13 protein-coding genes are annotated in these 12318 nt (G+C 57.0%); 8 read left to right on the top strand and 5 right to left on the bottom strand.

The features are described 5' to 3' along the window. Positions 1-545 precede the first annotated feature (545 nt). On the bottom strand, positions 546-1031 hold the full coding sequence (gene rraA, locus SHEW_RS17435) for a ribonuclease E activity regulator RraA (RefSeq protein ID WP_011867166.1): 486 nt from the start codon (positions 1029-1031) through the stop codon (positions 546-548). A 336-nt stretch (positions 1032-1367) separates the two neighbouring features. Between rraA and SHEW_RS17430 the strand changes: the two genes are divergently transcribed. The 4 genes from SHEW_RS17430 (at position 1368) to SHEW_RS17415 (ending at position 6613) form a co-directional block, all read left to right on the top strand. Then, complete coding sequence (locus SHEW_RS17430) at positions 1368-1622, top strand: YgjV family protein (RefSeq protein WP_011867165.1); 255 nt, start codon at positions 1368-1370, stop codon at positions 1620-1622. A gap of 104 nt (positions 1623-1726) precedes the next feature. Then, a complete protein-coding gene (locus SHEW_RS17425) occupies positions 1727-2257 on the top strand; it encodes a phosphatase PAP2 family protein (RefSeq protein ID WP_011867164.1) in 531 nt (176 codons plus the stop codon). Positions 2258-2282: 25 nt separating this feature from the next. Further along, positions 2283-3335, top strand: coding sequence for an MJ1255/VC2487 family glycosyltransferase (locus SHEW_RS17420; RefSeq protein ID WP_011867163.1), 1053 nt, complete (start codon positions 2283-2285; stop codon positions 3333-3335). Between the two features lie 80 nt (positions 3336-3415). Further along, the gene (locus tag SHEW_RS17415; protein ID WP_011867162.1) at positions 3416-6613 is read left to right on the top strand and encodes an HD domain-containing phosphohydrolase; all 3198 of its coding nucleotides are present in this window, start codon (positions 3416-3418) and stop codon (positions 6611-6613) included. Positions 6614-6683: 70 nt separating this feature from the next. Here SHEW_RS17415 and accC read toward each other — a convergent pair whose 3' ends face one another. From accC to arfB, 4 genes are all read right to left on the bottom strand, one after another. After that, the gene (gene accC / locus SHEW_RS17410; RefSeq protein WP_011867161.1) at positions 6684-8036 is read right to left on the bottom strand and encodes an acetyl-CoA carboxylase biotin carboxylase subunit; all 1353 of its coding nucleotides are present in this window, start codon (positions 8034-8036) and stop codon (positions 6684-6686) included. A gap of 40 nt (positions 8037-8076) precedes the next feature. Then, positions 8077-8508, bottom strand: coding sequence for an acetyl-CoA carboxylase biotin carboxyl carrier protein (accB, locus tag SHEW_RS17405; RefSeq protein ID WP_011867160.1), 432 nt, complete (start codon positions 8506-8508; stop codon positions 8077-8079). A 6-nt stretch (positions 8509-8514) separates the two neighbouring features. After that, positions 8515-8967, bottom strand: a complete 453-nt coding sequence (aroQ, locus tag SHEW_RS17400; protein ID WP_011867159.1) for a type II 3-dehydroquinate dehydratase — start codon at positions 8965-8967, stop codon at positions 8515-8517. 116 nt (positions 8968-9083) lie between these two features. Then, positions 9084-9494, bottom strand: coding sequence for an alternative ribosome rescue aminoacyl-tRNA hydrolase ArfB (gene arfB, locus SHEW_RS17395; protein ID WP_011867158.1), 411 nt, complete (start codon positions 9492-9494; stop codon positions 9084-9086). A 112-nt stretch (positions 9495-9606) separates the two neighbouring features. On the opposite strand from arfB, the gene SHEW_RS17390 reads away from it, so the two are divergent. From SHEW_RS17390 to SHEW_RS17375, 4 genes are all read left to right on the top strand, one after another. Further along, positions 9607-9990, top strand: a complete 384-nt coding sequence (locus tag SHEW_RS17390; RefSeq protein ID WP_011867157.1) for a SpoIIAA family protein — start codon at positions 9607-9609, stop codon at positions 9988-9990. A 49-nt stretch (positions 9991-10039) separates the two neighbouring features. After that, on the top strand, positions 10040-10222 hold the full coding sequence (locus SHEW_RS17385; RefSeq protein ID WP_011867156.1) for a DUF3012 domain-containing protein: 183 nt from the start codon (positions 10040-10042) through the stop codon (positions 10220-10222). A 140-nt stretch (positions 10223-10362) separates the two neighbouring features. Continuing rightward, positions 10363-10794, top strand: a complete 432-nt coding sequence (locus SHEW_RS17380) for a hypothetical protein (RefSeq protein ID WP_011867155.1) — start codon at positions 10363-10365, stop codon at positions 10792-10794. Between the two features lie 211 nt (positions 10795-11005). After that, the gene (locus SHEW_RS17375) at positions 11006-12286 is read left to right on the top strand and encodes a TolC family protein (protein ID WP_011867154.1); all 1281 of its coding nucleotides are present in this window, start codon (positions 11006-11008) and stop codon (positions 12284-12286) included. Positions 12287-12318: the final 32 nt, after the last annotated feature.

The following is a 12318-nucleotide window of genomic DNA, read 5'->3' as shown; positions in this document are numbered from 1 at the left end:
AGTTGCTCAATTTTACTACGCCAGCTTCGGCTGGCTCCGTGGGACTGGCATGTGGCGCCAGCCCCTTAGCAAAGCGTTAGCCCATAGAAATTTTTATCCGAAACTGACAAGTTAGCGTTAAGGCCTTAACTCGGAAATGTCCAAAAACAAAATAGTTTTTAAGGTTTTTGGATATCCATTAAGGTCAAATCTAAGAGACGGATAACTCGGGTGTAGGTGCGGCTGAGGCCTTCGATTTCAGGGATGAAATCGTAGAGCGCCCAGGGAAGGGTCTACAGCGTGCCTCAGCAGTACCTGCACATAAGCCTGCCGCAGGCAATTGATACACCATAAAGCTATGGTTTAATGCTCTCACTTAAACATTAAGCTAGTTTGAGGCAAAAAAGATAACGCTGTTCTTTACTGGCCGAAGGTCTTTCGACATAACTATTGATTACAGTGAGAGATGGGTGGCTATCGACAGGCCACAAAAAAGGACGACCTGTGGTCGTCCTTTTACGATTAAATGGCTAAGCCAAAATCATCATGCCATTTCGGGCATCAGCTTAATCGATATCTAGAGGCTCGGGTGACAGGATGATGCCTGTGTTGTCGGCGTAGATATGGTCGGCTGGCAGGAAGGTGACGCCGCCGAAGTTAACCGGGATCTCCAGTTCGCCCACGCCGTGGCCGTCTGCGCCCACAGGGATAGAGGCCAGGGCCTGGATGCCAATGTCCAGATCTTCCAGTGCGTCGACATCGCGCACCGAACCATAAACGATAATGCCTTCCCAGTTGTTTGCCACGGCGATCTCGGCGATGTTGGCGTCGACCAGAGCGCGGCGCAGAGATCCGCCACCGTCGACCAGCAGTACTTTGCCTTCGCCATCCTGTTGCAGAACCTCAGCGATTAATCCATTGTCTTCGAAGCATTTAATGGTGCTAATTGAACCGCCGAAAGAGCTACAACCACCGTAATTACTGAACATGGGTTCAACAACATCGACCACATCAATGTAAGTGTCACAAAGTTCTGAGGTGTTGTATTCCATAAGTCATACTCCTGTAGAGAGGCATTTTACTGGGATAAATCAGCAATATATTGTTACCAGCCAGTATATAAGGGATTCTTAAAAAGAAAAGCGTTATAACTCACGCTATTGGCGATAATAGCGGCGTTTGGCTAACTTGTTGTAATCTTTCTTACATTGCTTTCTTATTGTGCAAAAAACATGACCGAGGTCATTAAATAACGTATTTTAATTACAAGTTGGGGCTAAATTTGTTAGCATGTAGGCAGTCAACGATTAACTTAACTTTAACTTGCTTTAGGGGCACGGATCCCCCAGTTCGCTTATGGATGGCAGAGGGCCTTAAGAAGGTGCCTTATGGAAGCTTCAAACACAATTGAACTAATTGGCTATTCCGCCTCAGTAATGGTGGCTATCTCTTTGATGATGAAAGATATAGTTTGGCTAAGATGTCTTAACTTTACCGGTTGTGCACTGTTTGTGATCTACGGGATCTACATCTCGGCCTGGCCGGTTGCCGGCATGAATGCCTTTGTTGCCTGTATCAACGTCTATCACCTAGTGAAGCTGTTCCGTGCCAAGACTCAGGTGGGTAAAACCGCCGAGGCCTAGTGTCTGCCGAGCTTTGCTGTCATAAATATTTAGGCTAGATGTCACCTAGGCGTCATAGCGAGTTTTTAGGCTCCTGATCATATCATCATGATCCGGAGCCTTTTATGTTTCAGACCTTAGCTAAGTTCGATCGTCAGGCCTTTGCCGCGATCAACGCCTATGGCGTGGCTTACCGTCTAAACCCTAAGGCCAGAGTCATCTCTGCCACGGGCGACGGGCCATATTATCTCTATCTGTGTGTACTCTTGCTGCTGCTCGATGAGCGCGGTGAGACACTGTTCAACGCGGCGCTCACCGCCTTCATCATAGAGTTGCCCCTCTATCTGGTGCTGAAAAACAGCATTCGGCGTACGCGCCCCTGTCACCAGTCGCTGCCCGGCGGCGATAGCCTGATGCTGACCTTCGAGCCGTCAGACAAGTTCAGCCTGCCATCGGGCCACACGGCCGCGGCATTCGTGATGGCTAGTGCCATCGCCTGGTGTTATCCCACTTTCGCCTGGCTCGCCTTTGCTTGGGCCACGGCTATCGGTGTTTCGCGTATCATCTTGGGCGTGCATTACCCGCTGGATATTCTGGCTGGTGCCCTTCTGGGCGTGACGAGTTGCTACCTGGCATTACCTCTCGTCGGTCAATAAATCACTAGCAGGAGTCAGCACAAACATGCGTATTCTTTACGGCGTGCAAGGCACAGGGAATGGCCATCTCAGTCGTGCCAGAGTCATGGCAAAAGCCTTTAAAAATCAGCAAGTCGATGTCGATTTCTTCTTCTCGGGACGTGACAGTCAGCGCTACTTCGACATGCAGTGTTTCGGCGAGTACCGCACCCAGGCCGGATTAACCTTCGCGACCCAAAATGGCTGCGTCAGCATCGCCAAGACGGCGCTGCAGAACTCGGTGAGCGCCCTGGTGAGGGACGTGCGCGGCCTGGATCTCAGCGGTTACGATCTGGTGCTTAACGACTTCGAACCTGTCTCTGCCTGGGCGGCGCGGCTTCAGGGGGTGCCCTCTATCGGCGTGAGTCATCAGGCGGCGCTGCAATATGATGTGCCTAAGGTGGGCAACGGTTGGTTTAATCAGATGTTGCTCAATTACTTTGCCCCGGTCGATAGGGCGCTGGGCTGCCACTGGCACCATTTCGGCTTCCCTCTGCTGCCACCCTTCGTGGAGGTGAGCGAGGCGGTGGCCTATAACTCCCACGATATTCTGGTCTATCTGCCGTTCGAGTCGCCCGAGGATATCCATCAGCTACTCAAAGACTTTAGCGAGTATCGCTTCTATGTCTTTCACGGCTCCGGCGCGCCTGCGGCGTGCGCCGACAATGTGATCTGGTCCGGCTTTAACCGTGAGGGCTTCAAGGCCAGGTTGGCCCAGTGCGGCGGGGTGATCGCCAGTGCCGGTTTCGAGCTGGCGAGTGAGGCGCTGACCCTGGGCAAGAAGCTGCTGGTGAAGCCGCTGCATGGCCAGTTCGAGCAGCTCTCAAATGTGGCGGCGCTTGAGCTGCTGGGGGCTGCCGAGAGCATGAAGTGGCTCGACCCCGCGGCGGTTAAACGCTGGCTGCGGGCCTCCAAGCCCGAGCCTATCGACTATCCTCAGGTGGGCGACGCCCTGGTGACCTGGATCAAACAGGGCAACTGGCATCAGGGCGAACAGCTGTGTCAGGAGCTGTGGCAGCAGGTGGAGTTGCCCGAGTCCTGGCGCAAGAAAAGCCCCTAATGTGTGATTTTTTAGGGAGTTAATTCACTTTAAACGTGGGGCATGCGGATCTCTGACTATACTCATTGGGTCGGATACTCATGGGAAAAGGACACCGCATGCTGGGCCTCACCTTAGCCAAACCCAAGCGGCTTACCATACGCGTTACCGTGGTGGGCACCTTTATCATCGCCACCCTGTTCACCGCCGTGGTAGCCATCGGCCTGCAGTATTATTTCAGCCAGCGTCTGGCTACCGAGGCCAGCCTCAAGCTCTACAATCAGAGCGCCGACAGCACAGGCAGTTACCTGAATCAGCTCGACAGTCAGGCGATCAATACCACTAAGCTGGTGGCAAACTTCGAGGGCCTTTACACCCCCATGGGGCTGAGCAAGGAGGCCAAGCGGGTGTTTAGCCAGGCGATGCGCTCGGCTAGGTTTATCTACGCCATCTATCTCGGCAGCCCTGATGGGGATCTGTTCGAGCTGGTGAATCTCGACGCCCATCCCATAGTGCGGCGGCAGCTCAAGGCCTCCCTGGAAGATCGCTGGGTGATCATCAGCATTCAGGGCAAGGGGCAGGGGCGTATCCGCGCCTTTCATTACTTAGACGCCGACTTTAATCAGCGTGCCAGCCGAATGGAGCCCACGGATTACGACGCTAGCATCCGCCCCTGGTTTATCGACGCCCGCCCGGACAAGGTGTTTAAGACAGAGCCCTACTTGTTTCAGAACCTGCAGGCGCCGGGGATCACCTATTCGATTCGCCTGCCGGGTAGCGACGCCGTGCTGGCGGTGGATGTGGCCCTGTCGAGCCTGGATGACTATCTGGCGCAGCTAGGTAGGGGAGATGCTCAAGATGGGCGCGAGGTCTATGTCTACCGCGCCAGCGGCGCCCTGGTAGCCTCCAATCGTCTGCAGGCGACTCAGGGGGATATTCCCATGGCTAAGCCGCTGGCCCTGACCCCAGAGGAGCAGGCGCTGGTGGCCAATACCCCGGCGCTTATCGCCTCTAACGAGACCGACTGGCCGCCGATCGACTTTGCCGTGGCCGGTCGCCCCATGGGCTACAGCGTAGACGTGCTTAATCTGGTGGCCGAGATGACAGGGCTGACCATCAACTACAACAATGGCTTCACCTGGCCGGAATTTGTCGACAAGTTCAAGGCGCGGGAGATCAACCTGCTGCACTCAGTGCTCAATAGCGAGGCCAATCAATCGCTTGGGGTATTTAGTCAGCCCTTTCTGAGCATGCCCTTTGCCGCCGTGACAGGGCCGGGCCAGGCGCCGATAAAGCATGTGGCCGAGCTGGCGGGCAGGCGGGTGGCCATCCCCAAAGGCTGGTCGATCATCCCCATCATCAGACAGTATTTTCCCGAGATCGAGGTGGTCGAGGTGTCATCGACCCGAGGCATACTGCAGGCGGTGAAAGAGGGGCGGGTGTTTGCGGCCATAGATAACAGCATAGTGCTGCACTACACGGCGCAGCAGTACTTTATCGACGATCTACAGTTTCACGAGGATCTGGATTATGCCCCCATCGACATTCACGCCGGGCTGAGCATAGTGATGCATCCGGAAAACGCCGGCGTCATCGCACTGATCGACAGGGCGATCGCCCAGATCAGTCCAGAGCAGGTGCGGGCGCTACGGAGCAAATGGTTTGCCGAGGGGCAGCAGGTGGCCCCGGCTAATGTGCAGGGCACTGTGCCCTACAAGGCGCTGATCGATATCGCTGCAGACCCCGGGCGGCAGAAGCAGCTTATCGCCATCTCGCTCAATGGCGAGCCCAGTTTTGTCTATGTCTCGCCGCTCGGCAGTCACGCCGCCGAGCAGGAGTTTTTTGCCATTCTGGTGCCCCAGGAGATGCTGCTGGCGTCCAGCCTGGATAAGGTGAAGAAGTCAATTGCCATCACAGGCCTCTGTCTGCTGTTGGCGCTGCCATTTTCCTGGGTGTTTGCCTCCCCCATCATCTCGCCGATAAAACTGCTAGCGCTGGAAAACCTCAAGGTGAAGTTTCGCCGCTATGATGAGGTGACCAAGGTGGATTCCTATATCAAGGAGATCGATGAGCTGGCGATCTCCTTGGTGGATATGTCAGAGTCGATTCGCCAGCACGAGCAGGACCACAAGGCACTGATGGACGCCTTCATCAAGTTGATCGTTCAGGCGATCGATGACAAATCGCCCTACACCGCAGGTCACTGTAACCGGGTGCCCGAGCTGGGGCTCATGCTGGCTGAGTATGCGGCCAAGTCGGATCTGCCCGCCTTCAAGGAATTTCGCTTCAAGAACGCCGATGAGCACAGGGAGTTTCGCATCGCCGCTTGGCTCCACGACTGCGGCAAGATCACCACGCCTGAGCATATCGTCGATAAGGGCAGCAAGCTGGAGCTGATCTACAACCGCATCCACGAGGTGCGCATGCGCTTCGAGGTGCTGTGGCGCGACGCCGAGATCCACTGTCTCGAGCAGTGCCGGGCAGATCCAGAACATGAGTCAGAGCATAGAGCTGAGCTGAATCGGCGCCGCGAGCAGCTAACGGAGGATTTCGCCTTCATCGCCGGGGCCAACGTGGGCGGCGAGTTTATGGAGCAGGCCGATATCGACAGGTTGAAGGCCCTGGCTAAAATCACCTGGCAGCGTCACTTCGACGATCGTCTCGGGCTGTCGCCGGTGGAGGAGCTGAATTACCCTGAATTTTCCGCCGAGGTCAGTCTGCCGGTGACCGAGCAGCTGCTGGCCGATAAGCCCCAGCATGTGATCGCCCGTCACCGCCCCGAGCTGTTCGATCCTAAGTTTGGCATCAAGATGACGGTGCCCGAGGCGCTCTACAATCAGGGCGAGATCTATAACCTCAGCATCTCTCGCGGCACCCTGACCGACGAAGACAGATTCAAGATCAATCAGCACATTACCAGCACCATCAAGATGCTGGAGAACCTGCCCTTCCCGCCAGAGCTGGCCCGTGTGCCCCGTTATGCCTCCACCCATCATGAGACGCTGAAGGGAACTGGCTACCCGAGAAAGCTTACAGGCGATGAGCTGTCGATCCCCGAGCGCATCCTGGTGCTGGCGGATATCTTCGAGGCACTCACCGCCGCCGACAGGCCCTACAAGAAGGCCAAGCCACTGAGCGTCGCCATCGATATCCTGCATAAGATGGTGCTGGACCAGCATGTGGATGGCGAGGTGTTTAAGCTGTTCCTCTCTAGCGGCATCTATCTTGAGTACGCCGAGCGTTATCTGGCGCCGGAGCAGATAGACGAGGTGGATATCGACAAGTACTTGGTAGCTTAGCTTGTTGGCATTCGCGCGCGGAGGAAGCCTGGACACTCATCTTTCAGGTAGAAAGGTAGCATCCAGGCGCTTATCGTCTAGGCAAGAAGGTCTCTTCGAGATAATGAATTGAGGTCTCTCCCTGCTGCACTTGAGGATCGGCCAGCAGCGCCCTGAGCAGGGGCACATTGGTCTTAATGCCTGTGATAGTCAATTCATCCAGGGCGGTGCGCATGCGGGCGATCGCCTGAGCTCTGTCGTCGCCCCAGGCGATCAGCTTGGCGATCATGGCATCATATTGGGGCGGCACGTGGGCGCCGGGTGAGAGGTGGGATTCCCAGCGCACCCCCAGGCCGCCGGGCACCACCAGCCTGTCTATTCGCCCGGGCGAGGGGGCGAAGCTGGCGGGGTCTTCGGCATTGATGCGACACTCGATGGCGTGGCCCTTGGGCTGGATTAACGACTCTTGTAAGGCCAGGGGCTCGCCCTGGGCAACTCGCAGCTGCAGCACTAACAGGTCCACCCCGGTGACCATCTCTGAGATGGTATGCTCCACCTGAATGCGGGTGTTCATCTCCATGAAGTAGAACTCGCCATCCTGATAGAGAAACTCCAGGGTACCGGCGCCGCGATAGCCTATGGCCTGACAGGCCCTGATGCAGCTCTCACTTATCTGCTGGCGCTGCTCGGGCGTTAACCCTGGCGCCGGAGCGGATTCGATCACCTTTTGCTGGGCTCTTTGCAGCGAGCAGTCACGCTCGCCGAGTGAGATGCAATGCCCCTGATGGTCGCAGAGCACCTGCACCTCGATATGACGTGGCCGGGTGAGGTATTTCTCCAGATAGACGCCGCCGTTGCCGAAGGCGGCCTCGGCCTCCTGGCGGGTGAGTGCGATGGCCCCAAGCAGCTGAGCCTCATCCTCTACGACCCGCATTCCCTTACCGCCGCCCCCGGCAGTGGCCTTGATGATCAGCGGGTATCCGATTTGGGCCGCGATCTCTAGGCTCTGGGCCTCATTATCGCCCAGTAGACCGTCTGAGCCGGGCACTGTCGGCACGCCTGCGGCCTTCATGGCGGCGATGGCGCTCACCTTGTCGCCCATCAGGCGTATGGTGTCGGCCTTGGGGCCGATGAAGTGAAAGCCGCTGTCGGTGACTTGCTGGGCGAAGTCGGCATTTTCGGCCAGAAAGCCGTAACCCGGATGGATGGCATCGACCCTGGCGAGATCGGCGGCGCCTAGGATGGCGGCGATGTTGAGGTAACTCTCTTTGGCGGGGGCGGGGCCGATGCAGATCTGCTGATCGGCGAGTCTCAGGTGGCCGCTATCTTTGTCGGCGCTGGAGTAGAGGGCGACCGTCTTGATGCCCAGCTGGCGACAGGCGCGTATGATGCGCAGGGCTATTTCGCCGCGATTGGCGACCAGGACCTTGTCGAATCGACGCATCAAAGCTGTCACCTTAGTCTCCTGGAATTTAGATCTGCATCTATTCAATCACCATTAGAGGTTGATCGAACTCGACGCCATCGCCGCTCTGGCAGAGAAGTGCGGTCACCACGCCTGCGTGGGGCGCCTGAATTTGGTTCATCATCTTCATCGCCTCTATGATGCAGACAGGCTCGCCCTGTTCGACCCGCTGACCCAACTTGACCAGTGGCGCGGCATCGACCGCGGGGGCGAGATAGAAGGTGCCCACCATGGGGGAGCGCAGTAGCGTCTCCTCATCATAATCTTCCTGATCTGTCTGCGCCTCGGCGTCGGGGGAATTCACGATAGTGACGCCAGCCTTTTGCCCGCTGGCCGAGACGGCTGGTTGGCGGCAGAGGCGAATCGACTCCTCACCCTCCTTGATCTCCAACTCTGTGATATCCGATGCCTGCACCAGCTCGATCAGTTTCTTTATCTTGCGAATATCCATGACAGGCTACTTCTCCTGAGCGGCTCTGACGCGGGCGATGGCCGAGTCCAGGGCGTAGCGATAGCCTTGTTCTCCCAGGCCGCAGATGACGCCGACCGCCTTGTCGGAGAAGTAGGAGTGATGCCTGAAGGCCTCTCTGGCATGAACGTTTGAGAGGTGCACCTCGATGAAGGGGATGGCGACGCCGAGCAGGGCGTCTCTCAGGGCCACACTGGTGTGGGTAAAGGCCGCTGGATTGATGATGATGAAGTCGGCGTCGCTCTGGTGAATGGCGTCGATCAGCTCATGTTCGGCGTTGGACTGAATATGATCCAGGCTGGCGCCTTGCTCACCAGCCAGCAGCTTAAGCTGCTCGACGATCTGCGCCAGGGTGTGATGACCATAGTGGCCGGGCTCGCGTCGACCCAGCAGGTTGAGGTTGGGGCCGTTTACCAGGAGAATTTTCACCGCTTTACTCATGCACAACACCTTATGGATTCAGTCTTTTAAGTCAGATACCTGCAACTTAGCACACTTATCGGCGATTTTGGCGTCTCGTTAGCAAAAATCAAGATGAGGCAAAGAGTGAGGACGGATTAGAACTGCTTCTGCCTGAGGGCCTTGGTGGCGCCGCGCTGTTTCTTGGTATCGACCCGTCTGCGCTGGCTGGCCTTGGTGGGCTTGGTGGCGACACGTTTCTTGGCGGTGTGGCCGACGCTGGCCACCAGGGCGATAAACTGTTCCAGCGCCGTCTGACGGTTGGCGTCCTGGCTGCGGCTGGCCTGACACTTGATGATGATCTTGCCGCTCTTGGTGATGCGGTGGTCTGTCTTGGCGAGCAGGCGTTGCTGGTAAAACTCTGGCAGAGAGGATTGGCGAATGTCGAAGATCAGCTGAGCCGCGGTGGAGACCTTGTTGAGGTGCTGGCCACCAGCGCCACTGGAGCGGATGAATTGCCATTCCAGTTCGTTATCGGCTATTTGGACGCGCTGAGAGATCTTTATCAACTGAGGGCTCGCTTGTCGGCATGTTCGGCTTATTTGATCTAGACCTGTATCATTGGCTAGTCAAAATGATGCAAAATGGTCGCCAAATTAGGCGCCTTCTCGGAGTGTGAGTATGTTATGTCAAATCGCCGATATCACCAATGGGGTGATCAGTTTATTTGCCAGCGGGCGATTGTCGACCCAGGACTATTGCAACAAGATAGTCCCCATCATTGAGGAATATCAGCAGGCCTCGGGCAAGGTGTGTCTCTATATCGAGGCCGACGTGCTGCTGGAAGGCTGGGAGAGCCAGTCACTCTCGGGCGTGGGCGAGCTGCAACTGCCCAGGTTCGATGCCTTGGTGCTGGTGGGCGGGCCCGATTGGTTTGGTAACGCCGTGCGTCTTATGGGCCCCTTTATGCAGGGGGAGGTGGCGTGGTATGCTCTCGAGGATAAGCCCCAGGCTATCGAGTGGATCACCGCTAAGCTGAGTTGTCCGCTGGTGCGCGAGTCTTAGGCTCGGTGACTGGGAACAACATTATCTGACCTCCTAAAGGAATATCTTCATGTTAAAATCTTCACTCTCTCTGACGTCCGCTGCACTGGCCCTGGCTCTGATGGCGTCACTTTCTGGTTGTGCTCCCGAGGTAGGTAGCGAAAAGTGGTGTAAGCAGATGGAAGATAAGCCTAAGGGTGACTGGACGGCCAACGAAGCCGCCGACTACACCAAGCACTGCGTATTCAAGTAATGGCTTTGCGGGTGGCAAGTGTGATCTGGCTGGCATGACGGGACGAATCTCCTGTTAATTTAGCGATGGCCGTGGAACTATTTGCCACCCCTTGAGTCTGATAACTCGACCTTTTTACGCTTTTCCCCTTTGGAGTTTGCTTGAGTCGCTTCTTTCGACAACTGGTTCACAAGATTGCCTTGATGATGATCGCCGTGGTCGCACTGCAGTTTGCAGGGGCGAATCTTGGCGCGCATCAGTTGCATCTTGGCAGCCATGAAGAGGAGAGCGAAACCCATCCCCATCTGCAGTTTACTGCCGAAGTGGTGAGCCTGGCTCAGTGTGTCGATTGCCAATGCGCCTTCGATGAGCCCGAGCTAGAGACGCCACATCAACACCAGATCAGCAAGACAGAGACTCAGACCTTCGATCTCTGCCTCGACTGCCAGTGTCATGGTGGTCACGTGACCTTAGTGTCTCAGCTGGCCCTGACCCCTTCTGTGCCCGTGAGCGATGAACCCGCGAGCGCCAGATTGCATTACCTGCCACCAGAGCAACAAGCGGCTTATCGCCCACCTATCTTACTTTCTTAATCTTCTGAAAATAATGCCTTTTCAGGCCCTGTGCATGGCGCGGGCGCTGTTGGGGTACCGTTTTTTATCGGGCGTTCTCTGTTAACTGCCAGCCTTGGGCCGTGGTGAATTATCTTGCCGCGGGTCGATGCTGTGCATTGCCTGCCTGGCTAAGGTTAAACCTGCCTTGGCGGGCAGCAGAGACACCTGATCCTTAAGATTAGGAATTGCGATGAGAAAAAGCTTAATCGCCACCGCATTACTGGGCGCGATATGGGGCGCGCCCCTATTCGCCGAAACCCTTTACTCAGAAGCGGGGGAAATGGCGCCGGCACCCTTGCTGGCACAGATAGAGCAGAGTGGTTTTCAGGGCTGGCTCGCTCCCTTGATGAGCAAGGTGAATCAACTGCCTGAGATCCAGGCGCAGCAAGCCAAGGTGCGTCAGGCCCAGTTGTTGGTGGAAGCCGCCGACAGGCCCGTCTATAACCCTGAGCTGGGGGTGAGTTACCAAAATGCCAGCGAAGATACCTATACCCTGGAGGTGAGTCAGACCCTGGACTGGGGCGACAAACGCGGGATAGCGACACGTGTCGCCCAGCTCGAGGCCGAGATCCTGCTGGCCGACAATCGTCTGGCCCGCAGCCAGCTCTATGGCGAACTCCTGATGGCGCTGGTGGAGCAGGCGCAGCAGGCGAAATTACTCGCCTTTCAGGGACGTTTGCTAGAGAGCGCCAAGCAGCAGGTCGCCATCGCCAAGCAACAGCTGGAGGCGGGGGCCCTGTCACAAGCCGAGCTGCAGTTGATGCAGCTGGATCTGGCCAGTAAGGCCGCAGATCACGCCAGTGCCGAGCAGGCCTCGCTGGCCGCCGATGCCAGCGTGCTCAGCCGCTTTGGTGAGCTGGAGTTGCCCTTCGCCGAGTTTATCGGTGCCCTCAGCGTCGACACCAGTCAGGAGGTCGGCCCGGATCTGCCCGCGCTGGCGGGTGCCTACCAGCAGGTGATGATGGCCAAGCTGGCCAGCCAACAGGTGGCGGCAGACACCAACGCCGATCCCAGTATCAGCCTGAGCGCCGAGCGTGAAGGCGAGGAGAACAAGCTGGGAGTGGGGCTGTCGATCCCGATTCAGATCCGCAACGATTATCGCGAGGCCAAGGCCGCGGCCGGTACTCAGGTCGCCATCGCCGAGCAAGACTATCTGGCCCGTGAGCGTCGCCTCACCCAGGCCGCCAAACTTTTTCACCTAAGCCTGCCCAGGCTGCAGCAGCGTTACCGCGAGTGGCGTGAGTTGGTGCTCACCTCTGGCGCCGGTGTGCAGGATGCCCTGTCACAGCAGTGGCGTGCGGGCGACATCAGCACCAGCGACTACCTGCAGGGACAGAGGCAGCTGGCTAACAGCTATCTGGCAGGTCTATCCCTCGAGGGCGCCCTCTATCGCAGCTGGCTCGACTGGATGGGGCAGAGCGGTCAACTCGAGAACTATCTGCAGCGTCAGCTCGGCCGCGAAGGCGTTTAGTCGCGCTATGGCGTTAAAGCGAGCGAGCACAT

This window comes from Shewanella loihica PV-4 (assembly GCF_000016065.1).
GTDB classification, from domain to species: domain Bacteria; phylum Pseudomonadota; class Gammaproteobacteria; order Enterobacterales; family Shewanellaceae; genus Shewanella; species Shewanella loihica.
The sequence above is the reverse complement of the archived record's forward strand: the minus strand, read 5'-3'. Positions and strand labels throughout refer to the sequence as shown.